The organism is Clostridium sp. Cult1 (assembly GCF_021655095.1).
Taxonomy (GTDB): domain Bacteria; phylum Bacillota; class Clostridia; order Tissierellales; family Tepidimicrobiaceae; genus Schnuerera.
In genome coordinates this window covers 2,196,571-2,216,384 of the sequence record NZ_PPXW01000001.1, presented here as the reverse complement: position 1 = coordinate 2,216,384, position 19,814 = coordinate 2,196,571, and the positions used below count along the sequence as shown (strand labels likewise).

Sequence of the window (19,814 nt, the reverse complement as noted above, 5' to 3'; positions counted from 1 at the left end):
AAAATGGACAATTACAAAGAGTTAGAAACCGTAGCAAGCAATATGAGGGTCAATATAATCAATATGCTCAAAGAATCCAAATCAGGTCATCCCGGTGGTTCTTTGTCTGCATGTGAAATACTTGCAGCTCTTTATTTTAAGGAAATGGAGATTGATCCTAATAATCCAAATTGGGAAGATAGGGATAGGTTTGTGTTATCTAAAGGTCATGCTGCTCCTGTGCTTTATGCAGCTTTGGCAGAAAAGGGTTATTTTCCTAAAGAAGAATTAATGAAGTTAAGGAAAATTGATTCTATGCTACAAGGGCATCCAGATATGAAAGGTACTCCTGGCGTAGATATGACTACTGGATCTTTGGGACAAGGATTGGCAGCAGCCAATGGTATGGCCTTAGCAGGAAAGATAGACAAAAAAGACTATAGGGTATATGCATTAATAGGGGATGGAGAATCTCAAGAAGGAATTATCTGGGAAGCAGCTATGTTAGCAGGTCATTATCAATTAGATAATCTAACTGTATTCTTGGATAATAATGGATTGCAAATTGATGGAACTAATAAAGAAGTTATGAATATTGAACCGATAGATGAAAAATTTAAATCTTTTGGTTGGCATGTGATTAAAATAGATGGTCATTCCTTTAAAGAAATATTTGAAGCTTTAGATGAAGCTAAAAATACTAAGGGGAAACCATCAATTATTATTGCTAAAACCATAAAGGGCAAAGGGGTATCTTTTATGGAAGATCAAGTAGGCTGGCATGGCAAGGCACCCAATGAAGAAGAAGCTTTGAAAGCAATAGATGAACTAGGAGGTGGCATTAATGACTAATATGATAGCAACTAGAGATGCATATGGTGAAGCTCTTAAGGAATTAGGCGGAATAAATAAAGATATTGTTGTATTAGATGCAGATTTATCTGGTTCAACTAAGACTGGAATTTTTAAGAAAGCTTATCCCGATAGGTTTATCAATGTAGGAATAGCAGAACAGAACTTAGTTGCCACGGCTGCTGGATTAGCAACTTCTGGTAAAATACCTTTTGCTAGTACCTTTGCAGTTTTTGCATCGGGAAGGGCCTTTGAAATTATAAGGAATTCCGTATGCTATCCTAAATTAAATGTTAAGATAGCAGCTACTCATGCTGGCTTATCCGTTGGAGAAGATGGAGCTACTCATCAAGCCCTTGAAGACTTAAGTATTATGAGAAGTTTACCTAATATGGTAGTATTAAACCCTGCAGATGCTGTAGAAACTAAGCAATGTATATATAAGGCTGCAGAATATAATGGTCCTGTATATATTAGACTAGGAAGAAGCAAGGTACCAGTATTATTTGATGAAAGCTATAAGTTTGAAATAGGTAAAGGAATAGAATTAAGAAAAGGCAAGGATGTTACTTTAATAGCCACTGGAATAATGGTCAAAAAAGCGTTAATTGCAGCAGAAGAATTAGAGAAGGAAGGTATTTCAGCTAGAGTTATTAATATATCTACTATCAAACCAATAGATAAGGATATACTAATCAAAGCAGCTAATGAAACAAAGGGAATAGTAACCATAGAGGAGCATAGTATAATCGGAGGATTAGGCAGTGCAGTAGCAGAAGTATTAGTTGAAAATAAGCCTACCTATTTGGAAAGAATCGGTACAATGGATACCTTTGGAGAATCGGGAGATGGAAATCTTCTTTTAGAAAAGTATGGATTAAACATTAGTAATATAATTGAAAAGGCAAAAACAGTATTGGCAAAATAGAAAATTAGGTAATATAATATAGCACCAGCATATTTTGGTGCTATTTTTTTCATAAATACATAAACCTATACTTCCTAGAATAGGATAATATAAGAGATACCTTTATAGGGAGGGGTGGATTTGAAAAAAACTTATATAGCCATTGGAATAATAATATTGATACTAGCAATCCTTTTCGTTCCAAAATTTTTAGATAAGGGTGATCAAAAGGTGAAATACAAAGTGTTAGAATCATCTGAGATTCCTGAGAAAATAAAAGAAATACTTCCTAAATATCTGGCTGAAGAAAGAGCTCTAACCTGTAGACTGAATGATGAAATATATGTATTAGTAACTAGGGGAGAAAAACAGACTGGTGGGTATAAGGTAGATGTGGACAAAATAATGATGGAACAAAGAACTAAGGATGATTTCGATTTAGTAGTTTATGCTAAGTTTAAAGATCCAGATACTAACGACATTGTAGCCCAAGGTTTTTCTTATCCTTTTACAATAGTAAAAACAAATTTAAATAAGATGCCAGAGAGCATTAGATTAGAAGTAGAGTATGAAGAATGATATAATCAACTTCTATCAGGAAGGACGCCTATCAGGCGTCTTTTGTTTTAATCAAGTGGATTTGTAAACAAAATTTAATTTAATTATATACTAAATATATATTCACATATAGATAATATAATTTTTACCGTTAAAAACAGGGTATATATAAATAAAATAGATAGGGGTGAAATATTATGATAAAGTATGTAGTTCCTTTAGAAAAACTAAAGAAAAGATGTAATCCCAATTTATTTGAGTGCAGTACCACTGAAGATTTACCAGCTTATAGAGAATTGATAGGACAAGATAGGGCTATGGAAGCTTTAAAATATGGACTTTCGATTAGGAAAAAAGGATATAATATATATGTTTCAGGATTGACAGGAACAGGCAGGAATAGTTATTCTTATCTAGTAGCAAAAGAATTTTCTGCTAAAAAGAAAGCACCGAAAGATTGGTGTTATGTATTCAATTTTAAAAAGCCTCAGTTCCCAAAAGCTATAAGTATGGATAGTGGACAGGGAAAAATGTTTAAAAGAGATGTAGAAAAAATTATAAAAGATATAGGAATAGAAATTCCCAAAACTTTGAGCTCAAAGGAATATGAAAACAATAAAAATTTAATATATACAACTCATCAAAACAAAGCACAGCAAGTGCTAAATGAGCTAAATCATCTGGCAAAGCGATATAGCTTTATATTTAAACAAACTGAAAGGGGTATATTAAGTATACCACTTAAGGAAGGTAGACCAATGACCGATGAAGAATTGGATAGTCTATCTCAAGAAGAAATAGAAGAATTGATAAAGACCTCTAATGAATTAAATCAAAAAGCTTTCGATTATGTGAAAAGAGTAAAAGATATAGAGAATAATCTGATAGAAGAAATTAAAAAATTAAAGGAGAAAAATGTTCTCCAAGTATTAAATAACCATATTAACGTTTTTATAGAGAAGTATGAAGATAATGATAAGATATGTGAGTATTTAAATGATATGAAGGAAGATATAGTAAAAAATTATGATATGTTTTTGAATAAAGATAAAAAGAATAATTTGGATGGTTTCCTTTTGCAAAGAGATAAGATAGAAGATTTTATGAAAAGATACCAAGTAAATCTCTTTATGGACAACAATGGAAAAGTTAAAGCTCCCGTTATTAGAGAGATGAACCCAACTTATCATAATCTTTTTGGTAAGATGGAATATGTAAATGAATTAGGAGTATTAAAAACAGACCATATGAAGATTAGACCTGGATCTTTACATGAAGCAAATGGTGGATATATTATAATACAAGCAAAAGATATTTTACAAAGCAGTCATGCTTGGGAAGGATTAAAAAGAGCTATAACTACAGAAGAAATAAGGATAGAAAATATTACGGGATTAAATGTAATATCAGAGACATTGCGTCCAGAACCTATCCCTCTAGATATAAAAGTAGTTATTGTTGGAGATTATTATTTATACCAATTATTATTTAATTATGATGATGATTTTAGGAAACTATTTAAAATAAGAGCAGATTTCGATATAGAAATGGACAAAAGTGAAGAAAATATTAGAAAAATAGGTTCATTTGTAGCTTACCAGTGTAAGGAGGAGGGTTTAAAACCTTTTGACAAGGAAGCTTTAGCTGCCTTAATAGAATGGAGTAGTCGTAAAGCAGAAAATCAAAATAAGTTAACTGCAAAGTTTAATGAATTAGTAGAAATAATATATGAAGCTGATCTATGGGCAGACATGAAAAAAAGAGATGTAGTCACTAAAGAAGATATAGATATTGCAATTTATAAGAAAAATTATAGAAACAACACTTATGAGGAGAAACTTATGGAGTTAATAAAAGAAGATATAATAATGATAGATACAGAAGGAGAAAAGATTGGAGAAATCAATGGGCTGTCCGTTATCGATTCAGGTCAATATATATTTGGAAGGCCTAGTAAAATAACTGTAAATACCTTTTTAGGAAAAGAAGGTATAATTAATATAGAAAGGGAAGTAGAACAGTCTGGAAGTATATACGATAAAGGAGTTCTTATACTGGGTGGGTATTTAGGAGAGAGATATGCTAAAGATTTTCCTCTATCTTTAACAGCTAGTATCACCTTTGAACAATCTTATACTGGCATAGATGGAGATAGTGCTTCTAGCACTGAACTATACGCTTTATTGTCTAGCTTGGCAGACAAACCAATTAAACAGTCTATTGCAGTTACGGGCTCTGTAAATCAAAAAGGTAAGATTCAGCCTATAGGAGGAGTAAATGAAAAGATTGAAGGATTTTATAAGACTTGCAAGCTAAAAGGATTGACAGGAAATGAAGGGGTAATTATACCATATCAAAATATTGAAAATTTAATGCTAGAAGACGAAGTCATAGACGCTGTTAAATTAGGGAAATTCAAAATATTTGGAGTGAAAACCATAGATGAGGGTATTGAGATATTAACTGGAATAAAAGCTGGGAAAATAAATGATAAAGGTCAATATGAGAAGGGTACTATCAATTATCTTGTACAGAAGAAGCTAAAATATTATTCTGACGCAAGTAAAGAATATGAATAAGGCAGACCTACGTGTCTGCCTTAATGACTTATTCTGTTGCAAAATTATCAAAATAGCCTTGAATAAGTACTATAGGAGTACCTTTATCTCCACTACCACTTGTTAAGTCACATAAACTTCCCAATAAATCTGTTAATCTCCTAGGAGTTGTCCCTAAAGATTCTGCATGGGCTTTTAGGTCTGCATCTTTACTGTTTATTTTTTCCTTAATTGCCTCAATTGCTTCTTCCCCTTCAAGATTTTTTAACTCTGTATCAGCTAGATATTTTAATTTGATTTCATTAGGGGTACCCTCTAGACCAGAGGTATAACCTGGAGATACTATTGGATCAGCTAACTCCCAGATCTTACCTACAGGATCTTTAAAAGCCCCATCTCCATAAACCATCACTTCTACTAATTTACCCGTCTTTTCCTTAATCTTTTTTTGAATTTCATCTACATAGTATTTACTATCCCTTGGGAATAGTTTAATCTTAGTTTCCGTGGCTAAATTAGAGCCTAATAAGCCATATTCTGGGTTATATCCCCTACTATTTATAGGTTCTGTTAGCAGATCATCTAATCCGACAACCTTATGTGCACCTGCTTTTTTTAAAATCTGCTTAGTTCTATTTCTATCATGAATATTTGCAACTAAAACGTCTTTTGTATATTTTAAAACTAAAGTAGGATCATTAGAAAGGTAAATTTCAACATCATTATTAACGGTTAAATCCTTATATAATTGTACATAATCTATTCCTGTAAATGGATGGCAAACATTGTTTCCAAATAGCTTTCTATATTCATCTTCACTTAAAGTATCGGTATAGGGATTTATTTTCAGATTATGCATTTTATCTATATCCATTAATCTATTTCCCACTTCATCAGAAGGATAATTAAGTAATAAATATATTTTCTTACCAGTCAAAGCTATACCTTTTAGAATAATAGAGAATCTATTTCTACTAAGTATAGGAAATACAATTCCTATATCCCCAGGGAATTTTTTATTGATATCTTGGGCAATATCTTCAGATGTAGCATAATTACCCTGTGCCCTTGCAACTAGTGATTCTGTTATTCCAATTATATCTCTATCATTAATATAAAAGTTTTCATGTTCTGATGCTTTTAATACGGAATCCACAACAATGTCTACTAGGTTGTCTCCTTCTTTTACTATAGGAGCTCTTATACCTCTTACTGTAGTTCCAACAGTTCTTATCATTTAAATTCCTCCTAAAAAATAAATTTCACCGCCAATACCTACAATACCTATTATAGCATTTTTTCTAAGCTAATAGTTTAATTGGTACAATCGATAATTCGTTCTTCAGTGATTATATAGTCTACAGGGATATCGTATTTACCTCTAGGAACTTCAGGTGCAATTTGCATTTCATAGCATAGTCCTATTTTGAAGGTTTCTTTATTATTACTAAAGAATCTATCGTAATATCCTCCTCCATAGCCTATACGATAGCCAGTAGGAGTAAAAATAAGGCCAGGAACTAATACCAAATCAATTAGATTAGGAGAGACTTCTCTAATATAGCCTTTTTTTGGGCTTAAAATATTGTAATATCCTATTTCCAATTCATTATCAAAATCAAGTATTTCAGAAACTAATAGCTTTCTTTCTTTCGGAATAGTAATAGGGACTCCTACCCTTTTTCCTACTGAAAGGGATTGTCTAATTATATCATGGGTATTGACTTCATCTTTAAAACTAATAAAAGAAAAAATAAAGTTTGATTTTTGATATTTTTTTAAACTAAATAGTTTATCCCGAATGGCCCTAGATTTAATCATTATTTCCTCATGAGAAAGTTTGGATCTTTCTTCAAGCATTTTATCTCTTAATACTTTTTTATCCAAAATTACCACCCTTTACTGTTTATTTATTGTTCAGCTTATATTATAATATATTATTAAAGTGAATATGTAAAATAAGTTTTAAAAATTTATAAAAAAAGAGGATTTATTGATTTTAAATAGAATCATATAATAATTATGTTATAATCATATTATAAGTCATGAAAGATTCCTAATACATAGAGGTGAAAATTTTTGATCAAATTTATTAATACAAGTAAAGAGTATAAAAACGGAGTAAAAGCATTATCAAATATAAATCTTACCATATCAAAAGGTGAATTTGTCTTTCTAGTTGGACCTAGTGGAGCTGGGAAATCTACTTTAATTAAACTTATTTTAAAGGAGGAAGATCCAACGGAAGGGAAAATTTATCTAAACGATATGGATATTACTAAAGTTAAAAATAGAAAAATTCCATATATAAGAAGAAATGTGGGAGTAGTTTTTCAAGATTTTAGATTATTGCCAAATAAAACTGTATATGAAAATGTAGCTTTTGCTATGGAAATCATTGGGGCTCACCCAAAAGATATAAGAAGAAATGTTCCAATGGTTTTAAGTATGGTAGATTTAAGTAAGAAGGCCCATTGTTATCCAGATGAGCTTTCTGGAGGTGAGCATCAAAGAGTGGCTATAGCAAGGTCTATAGTCAATAGTCCACCAATATTGATAGCGGACGAGCCTACAGGAAACTTGGATCCTGATACTGCTTGGGAAATAATGAAGGTACTTAGAGATATTAATAGACGTGGGACTACAGTCTTGATGGCAACTCATGCTAAGGATATAGTAGATATAATGAAAAAGAGGGTTATTGCAATTGATGGAGGCAAGATAATAAGAGACGAAGAGAAGGGTGTGTATGAGCATGAGCTTTCGAATCCTTAAAAATATTGTTAAACAAGGTTTCCAAGGTATGTGGAGAAATAGAGGGATGGGATTAGCTTCCGTTAGCTCTATTACTGCTGTATTGGTAATACTTGGCCTTGTTTTAATTATGATATTAAGTATAAATAATGTAGTAATTGATACGAAGAACAAATTTGATGAAGTCCAAATATTTTTGGAAGATGATATTTCTGATGAGCAATTAGATAGAATTGAAAGTAAAACTAAAGATGTTAAAGGAGTTTTATCAGTAATATTTCAATCTAAGGATCAAGCTTTAGAAATTATGAAAAAGGAATGGGAAGAGGATGCATACCTTTTAGAAGGACTAGAAACTAACCCTCTGCCAAATACAATAGTAGTGCAATTAGAAGATATTGAATATGCTGATTTAGTTGTGGAGAATGTTAAGGGACTTCCAGGTATAGAGGAAATAAAATATAATAAAGATATTATAGAAAAGTTGGTATTGTTTGCTAACTATGTAAGAGGTGGAGGATTAATTATAATAGGCATACTAGTATTTGTCTCAGTATTCATAATATCGAATACTATTAAGATTACTGTAACAGCGAGAAGAAGGGAAATAGATATTATGAAATATGTAGGAGCTACCAATGGATACATTAGAGGACCCTTTATCATAGAAGGTTTACTATTTGGTCTCATAGGAGCAATAATATCCATATTAATTGTAAACTATGGATATGGGTATTTCTTTAACAGGGTAAACGACAGATTATATGTGTTATTTACAGTATATTTAGTGCCACCAAAGGCATTAGTTAAGGATGTTTCAATTATATTTACTGCAATGGGAGCAGGAATAGGGGCTTTAGGAAGTCTTGTTTCATTAAAGAGATTTTTAAATGCATAAAAAGGGAGGTTGGAGATTTGAGGCAAAAGAAAAAGAGCATATACTTTATATTGGCTTTAGTATTGCTTTTTAACTACGCATTAGTTTTTGCAGATAATAGCTTAGATGAACTTAAAAAGAAGCAAAAAAATGCTATCCAACAAATGGATGATACAAAAAAAGAGATAAAGAATTTAGAAACTCAGACTAAGGATGTTAGTAGTCAAATTGAAGAATTGGACAAGGAAATGGATCAGGCAGTTGTCGAATTAGAAAAAGTAGAAAAAGAACTGGATAAGCTAAATGAAGATATAAATACAACATTAAAAGAATTAGAGGAAGCAGAAGAAAAAATAGATGGTAAGCAGGATACTTTTAACTCACGTTTAAGGGTAATGTATAAGAATGGTAATGTAGGCTATTTAGAAGTATTATTAGCTGCAGCAAACATAAGTGATTTCTTAACTAGAAAAGATATGGTGCAGTCTATAGTCAATCATGATGTGGAATTGATTAAGTATATGAAGGAGCAAAGGGATATTATTGAAAATAAAAAGACTGAATTACAAGCCAAAAGAGCTTCAGTAGAGGTGGCTAGATCTAAATTACAGGATAGACAAAATGATTTAGCGAAAGCAACAAGAGCTAAAGAATTGCTAATGACTGAACTACAAAAGGACTTAAAAAAGGCTGAAGAACAATATGATAAGCTAAATAAATTAGCTAAAGATATAGAGTCTGAGATAGTTAAGAGACAGCGAGTAGACGGTCCTTATTCTGGCGGTGTTATGTCATGGCCTGTGCCCGGTCATACTAGGATTAGTTCTCCCTATGGCTATAGAATTCATCCAGTATTTAAGACTAAAAAATTACATACAGGAATTGATATTCCTGCTTCTAGAGGAACCAATGTAATTGCAGCAGCTGATGGAACGGTAATATATTCAGGATCTCTAGGAGGATATGGTAAGACTATTATGATAGATCATGGTGGAGGTATTGTAACATTATATGGACATAATTCTTCTTTAGTAGTTAGTGAAGGAACTGAGGTACAAAAAGGGGATACAATAGCGAAAATAGGTAGTACAGGTATCTCTACAGGACCTCATTGTCATTTTGAAGTTCGTAAGAATGGTTCCTATGTAGATCCTATACCATGGTTGAAGGGGAATTGATCCCCTTTTTTATTTTTCTATTTTTCCCCATTATGGTATAATGTTTAGGTAGGTTTAATACAATAGAATACATAATCCATAATATTGAGGTGAACAAAATGTCTAAAAAGAGAATTATAACTTTGATGGTAGTGCTAATAATTTTGACTAATATCATCACTTTTGGTGCAACCAATTTATTAACTATTAAATATAAAGATAAGGTTGTTTTACCAGCTAAAGAATATGAACTGTTAACTTCCTCCTATAAAAAATATTCTAAAGCTATTGGATTGGAAGATTATATTAAAGACAATTTTTTGAAGGATGTAGATGAAGAAAAACTTATAGAGGGGCAACTAAAAGGATTATTTCAAGCATTAGAGGATCCCTATTCAGTATATATGACAGAGGATGAGTTTAAAAGTTTTGCAGAACAGACTCAAGGAATTTATGGAGGCATAGGTGTAATAGTAACTCCTGGAGAGGATAATCTTATAACGGTTGTATCTCCTATAGAAGGGACTCCAGGTGAAAGGGCAGGACTTAAAACTGGAGATAAAATAATTAAGGTAAATGGAGAAGAATTTTCTGCAGACAATATGGATAAGGCTGTAAAACTAATGAAAGGTGAACCTAAAACTACGGTTAGTATTACTGTTTTAAGAAAAGATAAAGATGGAAAGAATGATTATATAGATATGGATATCGTTCGAGAAGAGATTAGGTTAGAAACAGTTAAATCTAATATAATAGAGAATAATATAGGTTACATTAAGATAACCTCCTTTGATGAGTTGACTTATGAGGATTTTATGAAAGATTTAAATAGCCTTATGAGTAAAGATGTTTCTGGTATTATTCTAGACTTGAGAAATAATCCAGGAGGGCTTTTAAATGTATGTGTAGATATAGCAGATGAACTATTGGGAGAAGGAGTAATAGTATATACGGAAACACGAAATGGTGAAAGAACATATGAAAAATCAAATAATAAGCATATAGATACACCTTTAGTAGTATTAGTAAATGAAGGTAGTGCTAGTGCTTCTGAAATATTAGCAGGGGCTATTAAAGATCATAATAGGGGAATTTTAATAGGAAATAAAACTTTTGGCAAAGGAATAGTTCAAAGAATTAGAGAACTATCTGATGGCTCAGGTTTTAAATTAACAGTATCTGAATATTTTACACCCAATGGGACGAATATTCATGGTATAGGCATAGAGCCAGATATTGTTGTAGATTTGCCTGAAGACATACAAGAAATAGGGGTAGAAAATTTAAAAGAGGATGTACAATTACAAACTGCTATAGAAAAAATAAAAGAAATAATTAAATAAGTTTGCGGACTAAAGTAAAGGAGAGTTATGGATGCATCCTTTATTACAAATTATATATTATTCTATATACAATATTCTATCCATTTTAAAGTCTCCTTTTTTTTGGATTGTTGTGGGGATTATTTATCTCCAATATAGAAAAATAGGGGAAATGGAAAAGGGGATTTTAGGCCAATATAGGAAATCCCCTGTTTATAATGTTCTTATATCTTCACTATTTGGGTTAATTGGTGGAATTTTAGGAAGCATTATATTCATATATTTTGATATTTCAATAAATCCAAGGGATTTTTATTATATCCTGCCTTTAGCTTTGCTCCTGTCTATATTCCATCCCAGATTCATGTGTTTTTCTTATGCTGGTGGAATTATTTCCTTCATGAATCTTATCTTTAGATGGCCTAGTATAAATGTATCCCAAATAATGTTTGTAATAGGGGTACTCCATTTAGTAGAAAGTTTCTTAATCTTATGGGATGGAAGAAGGAACAGAGTACCAGTTTTTATGGAAAAACAAGATGAGATAATAGGTGGATTTACCATGAATAGATTTTGGCCAGTTCCTTTCACCATATTTGTCAATAATATTGACATTTATCCAATTACTATAATGGCTATACTAGGTTATGGGGATTTTGCGTTATCAAATTTTCCAGAAAGGAAGTCTAAGGAAACTGCTAGCCTTTTATTCTTGTTTAGTATCATCCTGTTAATTTTGGCAGGATTATCGATAAAATATCATGTTTTTAAATACATCGCTTCTATATTTGCACCATTAGCTCATGAAATAATTATTCTAGTAGGTAGGAGAAAAGAAGAAAGAGGAGGTTACATCTTTACATCTACTGAACATGGACTAAGGGTATTAGATACTTTACCTAATAGTATTGGTGAAAAAATGGCCTTAAATCCAGGGGATGTAATACTATCTTTAAATGACCATAGGATATACTCAAAGAAAGATATTGAGGACATACTTCTAATTAGACCTAAAATTATATGGTTAGACGTGTTTGATATAAAAAAAGGATTAATAACAAAGGAGTATAAGGACTATCAGAAAGGCATCAATAATTTAGGAATAGTTGTTGTTTCAAATTTTTTAGATCAAATTCTTATAGTAGAGGAGTCTAAAACCCTTATTGTAAAATTGATTAATAAGTTCGGAAAAAGAAGAAAATCTACTTTCAAAAATTAAAATGAACCTTAAGGTTCATTTTAATTTTTTATATCTGCCAGTTCTAATTTATCTAAGTCAACAGAATATATTATACTTAGGTTGTCATTATCATAAGGGGGACATAAGTTTATATAGCCCTTTCCCGTATTTGAATCATAGAATATTTTATCGCTATTTATCTTAGCAATAGCTGTGAGCTTATTTTCTATAATATTAAACCTATTTATTGTATAATCATTATTATAGGTATTTTTTTCTATTAGAAGCATATTGTTTTCATCTAATTTATAATAGTTGACTATATCCTGATTTAACTTATCTTCAACTATATGGTTATTAATATTGTACTCATACAATATGTTTTTATTTTCTTCTTCTACATTTTCCAAATATATTATATTTTGATCATCTAAAAAACTTGCTTTAAAACCTACACCTATTTGTTTGATATTATCTTCATGTTCATAAAAAAAAATATTTTTATTCACAGAGTCTATTTCAGGTTCAGTAAATATCAGTTTATTATCTAGTATATCAAAAGATTCAATAAATTTATCCACTTTAAATATTTGATTGGATGTATTTTCTTTTACATTATAAGTCAAAAGGGTAGATGTTTCATCTTTAATATCTATAAAATACAGTGTTTCATCGTCTTTCCACTTCATAAGCTTAGGATGTAGAAAAGTATCTGGGGTTATTTTGTAAGCAATTTTTTCTTCTATCTGTACTAAATAAAGGTCACTATTATCCCCAACTGCTTCAATAATAGAAATATATTCACCATCTGGGTTAAAGTTTGCTGATTGAATTTTATTTTTTGATGTATATAACTTATCCTTTTGTCCATTTGATAAATTGTAAATCCATAATATTTCATAACTAGTATCATTTTCTTCATAATGCTGCTTATAGAGTAAGTAATCATTGGGTAGATAATCTAATAGGACTCCATCATCGATATAAGTAGAAATAGCTTTCTTTGCAGAACCTAGTATTTTTCCTGTATCTGCATCGACTTTTACGTTTAAATTGACCAATGGGGATTTTATATCTTCTTTATCGAATATATTGTTGAAAGATATTTGCCAATATATTTGATCTTTTAATTTGGTTAGTTTAACATCTGGTATAGAACTAGGTTCGATTTTAAAGTGGTTATAAATTTTGTCTAAAATTTGGTCCTTATTAAATTTTAGGGATACTAGATCATAATTTTGGTTTATTATATTGAACTTCAAGTCCTCAATATTTTCATCAATAGGGTCTTCAAATTCTAATATTACTTTTGGTACTGCTAATTGAACTTCCCCAGATTCTAACAATCTATTTACATATATATTTATAGATTTATCAGACTTAGTAATTTTATTTATTTCGATACCTGAACTTTCTATTAGGCCAATATTTGCTAGTAATTTAAACTTTTTGGTTTTATCTAATATTTCTACATTAGGTTCTGTAGACTGAAAGCCCTTAGACAATGTTATTTTTTCAATTTTATAACTCAAGGATTTTTCCTCGGTATTTTCTTCCATAGTTGAAAGGGGATTTTCTTGATTAGACCTACATCCAATGGTTATAAGAACTAATGTGAAAACCATTAAAATAAATAATATTTTTCTCATAATTAGCTCCTCCTTCCTTAATAGTTTATAATATTAATAGTAATTGTTCAATATTATTTTATTTTTATTAAAAAGATTTTGACTTTAATCATAAATGTAATATAATAAAATAATAGAAACGAACAAGCGTTCAATTCGAGGTGAATTAAATGTATAAATTTAAAATTCAATCCAATTTTAAGCCTACTGGTGATCAGCCAGAGGCTATAGATAAATTGTCAAATGGCATATTTAATGATTTAAAACATCAAACTCTATTAGGTGTAACGGGTTCGGGAAAAACTTTCACTATGGCTAATATAATAGAGAAGGTACAGAAACCGACCTTAGTTATAGCCCATAATAAAACTTTAGCTTATCAATTAGCAAGTGAATTTAAAGAGTTTTTTCCCAACAATGCTGTAGAATACTTTGTATCTTATTATGATTATTACCAACCTGAGGCATATGTACCCCAAACGGACACTTATATTGAAAAAGATGCTTCAATAAATGATGAGATAGATAAATTAAGGCACTCAGCTACTGCTGCTTTATTTGAAAGAAGGGATGTAATTATAGTAGCTAGTGTATCCTGTATATATGGGCTGGGAGATCCTATTGATTATGAAAATTTAGTAGTCTCCCTAAGGCCAGGTATGATTAAGGATAGGGATGAAATAATGCGGAAACTAATTGATATCCAGTATATGCGTAACGATGTAAATTTCATTAGGGGAACCTTTAGGGTTAGAGGAGATGTACTGGAGATATTCCCAGCTTCTTCTAGTGAAAATACCATTAGAGTAGAATTCTTTGGAGATGAAATCGATAGGATAGTGGAAGTCAACCATCTAACTGGCGAGATTATTGGAGCTAGAAAACATATTTCTATTTTTCCAGCTTCCCACTATGCTACATCTAAAGATAAGATAGATAAGGCTATTATTAGTATAGAAGAAGAACTAGAAGTAAGGTTAAAGGAATTAAGATCTCAAAATAAATTATTGGAAGCTCAAAGGTTGGAGCAGAGAACCAGATATGATATTGAGATGTTAAGGGAAATGGGATTTTGCCAAGGCATAGAAAACTACTCAAGACATTTAAGTGGGAGAGCACCAGGAAGCAAACCCTATACTTTAATAGATTATTTTCCCAAGGATTTCCTTATAATAGTAGATGAGTCCCATGTGACTATCCCACAAATTGGGGGTATGTATGAAGGGGATAGATCTAGAAAAACCAATTTAGTGGAATATGGTTTTAGACTTCCTTCAGCATTGGATAATAGACCTTTAAAGTTTACCGAATTTGAAGACCATATAAATCAGATAATATATGTATCGGCCACACCAGGGCCTTATGAAAAAGAGCATTCAGAACAAATAGTAGAACAGATAATCAGACCTACAGGATTATTAGATCCTAAGATAGATGTAAGGCCTACAGAACACCAGATAGATGATTTAGTAAAGGAAATAAGGATTAGAGCAGAAAAGAAAGAAAGGGTACTAGTAACTACTTTGACCAAGAAGATGGCAGAAGATTTGACGGATTATTTTAAGGAAATTGGCATTAAGGTAACCTATCTTCACTCAGATATTGACACCATCGAAAGGATGGAAATTATAAGGGATTTAAGATTAGGTAAATACGATGTATTAGTAGGTATCAATCTATTAAGGGAAGGATTAGACTTACCAGAGGTCTCTTTAGTGGCCATATTAGATGCAGATAAGGAAGGGTTTTTAAGGTCAGAGACTTCATTGATACAGACTACAGGAAGAGCAGCAAGAAATGTATCTGGTCAAGTCATTATGTATGCTGATACTATAACTAAATCTATGGATAGAACTATTAAGGAAACCAATAGGAGAAGAGAAATACAAGATAAATATAATAAAGAACACAATATAACACCAAAATCCATAATTAAAGGAGTTAGGGATGTAATAGAGGCCACTATTGCGTTAGAAGAAGAGGAAGAATATGTAGTTGGTACATTTACAGGAGAAGAGCTAGAAGCTATGATCCAGAATATAAGACAATCTATGTTAAAAGCAGCAGAAGAGCTAAACTTTGAAAAAGCGGCAGAGCTAAGAGATAAGATGATTCAGCTAAAGAAAATGCAAGACGCAGGATTACAGTGATTTGCTTAGTTTTTATCTAGTGAATTGTTAAAAAGAGGTGAAATATAATTTGGAAAATAACAAAATAGTAATTAGAGGAGCTAAAGAACACAATTTAAAAAATATTGATTTAGAACTTCCCAGAAATAAATTCATCGTAATTACCGGGCTAAGTGGCTCAGGAAAATCATCCCTAGCCTTTGATACAATATATGCAGAAGGACAAAGAAGATATGTGGAAAGCCTATCCAGCTATGCTCGACAATTTTTAGGACAAATGGAAAAACCGGATGTAGAATATATAGAAGGTTTATCACCTTCTATTTCTATTGATCAAAAGACTACCAGTAGAAATCCTAGGTCTACTGTAGGTACAGTAACGGAAATATACGATTATTTAAGGCTATTATATGCTAGAATAGGGATCCCTTATTGCTATAAATGTGGTAAAGAGATAACTAGTCAAACGGTAGACCAAATGGTAGATAAGATAATGGAATTAGAAGAAAGGACTAGGATCCAAATACTATCACCAGTAGTTAGGGGGAAAAAAGGAGAACATAAAAATATATTAGAGAATATAAAAAAAGAAGGTTTCATCAGGGTAATAGTAGATGGAGAAATGTATGAGATAACTGACGATATAAATATGGAGAAAAACAAAAAGCACGATATTGAAATAGTAGTAGATAGAATAATAGTCAAAGAAGGTATAGAGCGGCGATTGACTGACTCTTTAGAAACTGGATTAAAATTAGCAGATGGATTGGTTATCGTAGATGTAATAGATAAAGAAAGGATAATGTTTAGCCAAAAGCTAGCCTGTCCTGATTGTGGTGTAGCTATAGAAGAATTATCCCCAAGAATGTTCTCTTTCAACTCACCTTTTGGAGCCTGTCCTAACTGTAATGGAATAGGTTATCATAAGGAAGTAGATAAGGAATTAGTTATACCAAATCCAGAATTGAGTATAAATGAAGGGGGAATTGCTCCCTTCAATACTGCCAATGAATCTACTTATTATTATCAAATATTTAAAACTTTGGCAGAAGACAATGGTTTTGATATGGATATCCCTTTAAAAGACGCACCTAAAAAGTTTTTAGATGAACTATTATATGGGACAAAAAGGACTATCAGTTTTAAATTTCATAGCCATTATCAAGATGGTATTAGAAGCTTTAAAGGAAAATTTGAAGGAATTATTCCTAACCTAGAAAGAAGATATAGGGAAACCAACTCAGATTATATGAAGGATAGAATAGATGATTATATGGCGGAAATTCCCTGCCCTAAATGTAAAGGGCATAGATTGAAGGAAGAAGTATTAGCAGTTAAAGTAGGAGGATTGAATATAGCAGAATTTACCCATCTATCCATATCTAAAGCTATAGATTTTGTGGATAATCTAGATCTTGACGAAAGGCAACGATTAGTAGGACATCAGATATTAAAGGAGATAAAGGAAAGATTATCTTTTTTAAGAGATGTGGGATTGGATTATCTTACCCTGTCCAGGAATGCAGGCACCTTATCTGGAGGGGAGTCCCAAAGGATTAGATTAGCTACACAAATTGGCTCAAGCCTTGTAGGAGTAATTTATGTATTAGACGAACCAAGTATCGGATTACATCAAAGGGATAATGCAAAGCTTTTGAAGACCTTGAGGAATTTAACTAATTTAGGCAATACTCTTATAGTAGTAGAGCATGACGAAGATACCATGTATAGCGCAGACCATATAGTGGATATTGGGCCTGGAGCAGGAGTCCATGGAGGATATATAGTAGCAGAAGGGACTATAGATGAAATAAAGGATAATCCAAAATCTATTACTGGACAATATCTATCTGGGAAAAAGCGTATTGAAATTCCCGCTAAAAGGACTGAACCAAATGGCAATTGGGTAGAAGTCATTGGTGCAGAAGAAAATAATTTAAAAAAAATAAATGTGAAATTTCCTCTCGGGGTTTTTACCTGTGTAACTGGTGTATCTGGCTCTGGGAAGAGTACTTTGGTAAATGAAATATTATACAAAAGCCTTGCCCAAAAATTAAATGGAGCAAAGATAAAACCAGGAAAACATAGAAATATTAAAGGATTAGAGCATTTAGATAAGGTAATAGTAATAGACCAATCTCCCATTGGTAGAACTCCTAGATCTAACCCTGCCACCTATACTGGAGTTTTCGACTATATAAGAGATGTATTTGCCATGACTCCAGAAGCTAAGATGCGAGGATATGCTAAAGGTAGATTTAGTTTCAATGTAAAAGGCGGAAGATGTGAAGCCTGTAAAGGAGATGGAATATTAAAGGTAGAAATGCATTTTCTACCCGATGTATATGTGCCCTGCGAGGTATGTAAAGGTAAAAGGTATAATAGAGAGACATTACAGGTTAAATATAAAGGGAAGACCATTTCTGATGTATTAGATATGACTGTAGAAGAAGCCCTTGAATTTTTTGAAAACATACCTAGGATAAAAAGAAAATTACAGACTTTATATGATGTAGGTTTAGGATATGTAAAACTAGGTCAATCCTCAACAGAACTATCTGGTGGAGAAGCCCAGAGGGTTAAATTGGCTACAGAATTAAGTAAAAGGAGTACGGGAAAAACCATCTATATATTAGATGAGCCAACAACAGGTCTCCATATGGCAGATATCCATAAGTTAATTAAGGTATTAGACCAATTAGTAGAAGGAGGCAATACTGTAATAGTAATAGAACACAATCTAGATGTAATAAAAACTGCCGACTATATAATAGATTTAGGACCAGAAGGAGGAGATAATGGTGGTACAGTAGTAGCTACAGGTACACCTGAAGAAATAGCAAAAGTGGATAAGTCTTATACAGGACAGTTTTTGAAGAAGGTATTGGAAAAGCAGAAATAATATAAGAAGAATCAGCTGTTATGGCTGATTCTTTTTTTGAATAAACAGGAGCTACAACTCTATACCATAAAAGCTCCTACAATTATCTACAATTATATCTTTTAATTTAAATTGCTTAAAAATTTCACATAAAACTATGGATTTATTTAAAGAACCCATAAAACAATCATGATTGAGAAAATATTCTGCAATCCCTTTTCTAAAATACAAAAGACTTATTCCATTATAATTTTTATGCTTAGCATAGTTTTCTGTACCTAGATTTGAAAACTTCAAGGCTTTTTCATGAATATTTAGTTTATGGTAAGTATGGGCTATATTATAACATATTTCTGGATATGTGCTGTCTTCAGGCTCCACCGTTTTTAAACAAAACCTCATAATTTCTAAAGCTTTATCTACAGTTTCCATATTTTGCATCACGAGAGCCATATTCATTAAAATTCTTAATTCTATGGAATTATATACAAAGGATTTATAATTAGAAAGTGCAAATTTTGGTGTAGTCATTTTTAATGCCTCTGTGAGTTTATTCATTGCTTCATTGGGATTATAGTGCTTTTTGTTTAAAATGATGGCTTCTACCATTAATATAAATTGTTTGAGTAGGTTAGAAAAATATTTGCTTAAGTTATCATTCAAAAGAATTTTTAATTCATCTAATTCAATTGAAAGAGTTGCATATTCATCTATATAAAGTTTAGATTCGATGCTATTAATAACTCGTTTAAATTTATAATAATTATCAATTCTATAGTTGAGTAGAAGTTGGTTTAAATCTTCTTTTAAGATAGGAGAGAGTAGATCTAAGGTTTCATGCTTTGGAATTACCCTACCATTTTCAATTTTCCTCAATGTTTCCACGCTTACCCCTGTTAAGTTTGAAACATCATGTTGAGTTAACTTTAAACGCTGATGGTAGTATATAACTATGGACACTAAATAAGGTTTTATATATACTAATAACCGAGGAAGGAAGTGTCCGTAAAATGAGTAAGAGAAAAACTTATA

Annotated in this window: 15 protein-coding genes; 11 read left to right on the top strand and 4 right to left on the bottom strand. The window is 31.5% G+C overall.

Annotated elements, in window-relative coordinates; genetic code table 11:
* Nucleotides 1-3 precede the first annotated feature (3 nt).
* The 4 genes from C3E89_RS11015 to C3E89_RS11000 all read left to right on the top strand — a co-directional run bounded on the left by C3E89_RS11015 (nucleotide 4) and on the right by C3E89_RS11000 (nucleotide 4,875).
* Nucleotides 4-831 carry a transketolase gene (locus tag C3E89_RS11015; RefSeq protein WP_236912992.1) on the top strand — a complete coding sequence of 276 codons (828 nt, stop codon included), beginning with the start codon at nucleotides 4-6 and terminating at the stop codon, nucleotides 829-831.
* Nucleotides 824-1,759 carry a transketolase family protein gene (locus C3E89_RS11010; protein ID WP_236912991.1) on the top strand — a complete coding sequence of 312 codons (936 nt, stop codon included), beginning with the start codon at nucleotides 824-826 and terminating at the stop codon, nucleotides 1,757-1,759. Before C3E89_RS11015 ends, C3E89_RS11010 begins: the two co-directional genes overlap by 8 nt.
* Nucleotides 1,760-1,879: 120 nt before the next feature.
* Nucleotides 1,880-2,317, top strand: coding sequence for a protease complex subunit PrcB family protein (locus tag C3E89_RS11005; protein WP_236912990.1), 438 nt, complete (start codon nucleotides 1,880-1,882; stop codon nucleotides 2,315-2,317).
* Between the two features lie 176 nt (nucleotides 2,318-2,493).
* The gene (locus C3E89_RS11000) at nucleotides 2,494-4,875 is read left to right on the top strand and encodes a Lon protease family protein (protein WP_236912989.1); all 2,382 of its coding nucleotides are present in this window, start codon (nucleotides 2,494-2,496) and stop codon (nucleotides 4,873-4,875) included.
* 28 nt (nucleotides 4,876-4,903) lie between these two features.
* Here the strand turns inward: C3E89_RS11000 and C3E89_RS10995 are convergent, their stop codons facing one another.
* Nucleotides 4,904-6,091, bottom strand: a complete 1,188-nt coding sequence (locus C3E89_RS10995; protein ID WP_236912988.1) for a coenzyme F420-0:L-glutamate ligase — start codon at nucleotides 6,089-6,091, stop codon at nucleotides 4,904-4,906.
* A gap of 77 nt (nucleotides 6,092-6,168) precedes the next feature.
* Nucleotides 6,169-6,741 carry a 5-formyltetrahydrofolate cyclo-ligase gene (locus C3E89_RS10990; protein ID WP_236912987.1) on the bottom strand — a complete coding sequence of 191 codons (573 nt, stop codon included), beginning with the start codon at nucleotides 6,739-6,741 and terminating at the stop codon, nucleotides 6,169-6,171.
* 192 nt (nucleotides 6,742-6,933) lie between these two features.
* Here C3E89_RS10990 and ftsE point away from each other — a divergent pair, with 192 nt between their 5' ends.
* From ftsE to C3E89_RS10965, 5 genes are all read left to right on the top strand, one after another.
* A complete protein-coding gene (gene ftsE / locus C3E89_RS10985) occupies nucleotides 6,934-7,629 on the top strand; it encodes a cell division ATP-binding protein FtsE (protein WP_236912986.1) in 696 nt (231 codons plus the stop codon).
* Nucleotides 7,604-8,506: a permease-like cell division protein FtsX gene (ftsX, locus tag C3E89_RS10980; RefSeq protein ID WP_236912985.1), complete on the top strand. Its 903-nt coding sequence runs from the start codon at nucleotides 7,604-7,606 to the stop codon at nucleotides 8,504-8,506. The genes ftsE and ftsX overlap by 26 nt, the downstream gene beginning before the upstream one ends.
* A 17-nt stretch (nucleotides 8,507-8,523) precedes the next feature.
* Nucleotides 8,524-9,663, top strand: coding sequence for a murein hydrolase activator EnvC family protein (locus tag C3E89_RS10975; RefSeq protein WP_236912984.1), 1,140 nt, complete (start codon nucleotides 8,524-8,526; stop codon nucleotides 9,661-9,663).
* Between the two features lie 98 nt (nucleotides 9,664-9,761).
* Nucleotides 9,762-10,985, top strand: a complete 1,224-nt coding sequence (locus C3E89_RS10970) for a S41 family peptidase (protein ID WP_236912983.1) — start codon at nucleotides 9,762-9,764, stop codon at nucleotides 10,983-10,985.
* Between the two features lie 31 nt (nucleotides 10,986-11,016).
* On the top strand, nucleotides 11,017-12,183 hold the full coding sequence (locus C3E89_RS10965) for a hypothetical protein (RefSeq protein WP_236912982.1): 1,167 nt from the start codon (nucleotides 11,017-11,019) through the stop codon (nucleotides 12,181-12,183).
* Between the two features lie 20 nt (nucleotides 12,184-12,203).
* Here the strand turns inward: C3E89_RS10965 and C3E89_RS10960 are convergent, their stop codons facing one another.
* Nucleotides 12,204-13,793, bottom strand: coding sequence for a DPP IV N-terminal domain-containing protein (locus C3E89_RS10960; protein WP_236912980.1), 1,590 nt, complete (start codon nucleotides 13,791-13,793; stop codon nucleotides 12,204-12,206).
* Nucleotides 13,794-13,942: 149 nt separating this feature from the next.
* Here C3E89_RS10960 and uvrB point away from each other — a divergent pair, with 149 nt between their 5' ends.
* Together uvrB and uvrA are read left to right on the top strand one after the other, a co-directional pair.
* A complete protein-coding gene (gene uvrB / locus C3E89_RS10955) occupies nucleotides 13,943-15,922 on the top strand; it encodes an excinuclease ABC subunit UvrB (protein ID WP_236912979.1) in 1,980 nt (659 codons plus the stop codon).
* A 49-nt stretch (nucleotides 15,923-15,971) separates the two neighbouring features.
* Nucleotides 15,972-18,803 carry an excinuclease ABC subunit UvrA gene (uvrA, locus tag C3E89_RS10950; protein ID WP_236912976.1) on the top strand — a complete coding sequence of 944 codons (2,832 nt, stop codon included), beginning with the start codon at nucleotides 15,972-15,974 and terminating at the stop codon, nucleotides 18,801-18,803.
* 51 nt (nucleotides 18,804-18,854) lie between these two features.
* Here the strand turns inward: uvrA and C3E89_RS10945 are convergent, their stop codons facing one another.
* On the bottom strand, nucleotides 18,855-19,742 hold the full coding sequence (locus C3E89_RS10945; protein ID WP_336512972.1) for a helix-turn-helix domain-containing protein: 888 nt from the start codon (nucleotides 19,740-19,742) through the stop codon (nucleotides 18,855-18,857).
* Between the last annotated feature and the right edge of the window lie 72 nt (nucleotides 19,743-19,814).

What these genes read in the sequence shown, in the direction of transcription:
- ftsX (WP_236912985.1), top strand. Translation starts at nt 7,604, where the DNA reads ATGAGCATGAGCTTTCGAATCCTTAAAAATATTGTTAAACAAGGTTTC.
- C3E89_RS11010 (WP_236912991.1), top strand. Translation starts at nt 824, where the DNA reads ATGACTAATATGATAGCAACTAGAGATGCATATGGTGAAGCTCTTAAG.
- C3E89_RS11015 (WP_236912992.1), top strand. Translation starts at nt 4, where the DNA reads ATGGACAATTACAAAGAGTTAGAAACCGTAGCAAGCAATATGAGGGTC.
- C3E89_RS10960 (WP_236912980.1), bottom strand. Translation starts at nt 13,793, where the DNA reads ATGAGAAAAATATTATTTATTTTAATGGTTTTCACATTAGTTCTTATA.
- C3E89_RS11000 (WP_236912989.1), top strand. Translation starts at nt 2,494, where the DNA reads ATGATAAAGTATGTAGTTCCTTTAGAAAAACTAAAGAAAAGATGTAAT.
- C3E89_RS10970 (WP_236912983.1), top strand. Translation starts at nt 9,762, where the DNA reads ATGTCTAAAAAGAGAATTATAACTTTGATGGTAGTGCTAATAATTTTG.
- C3E89_RS10995 (WP_236912988.1), bottom strand. Translation starts at nt 6,091, where the DNA reads ATGATAAGAACTGTTGGAACTACAGTAAGAGGTATAAGAGCTCCTATA.
- uvrB (WP_236912979.1), top strand. Translation starts at nt 13,943, where the DNA reads ATGTATAAATTTAAAATTCAATCCAATTTTAAGCCTACTGGTGATCAG.
- C3E89_RS10965 (WP_236912982.1), top strand. Translation starts at nt 11,017, where the DNA reads ATGCATCCTTTATTACAAATTATATATTATTCTATATACAATATTCTA.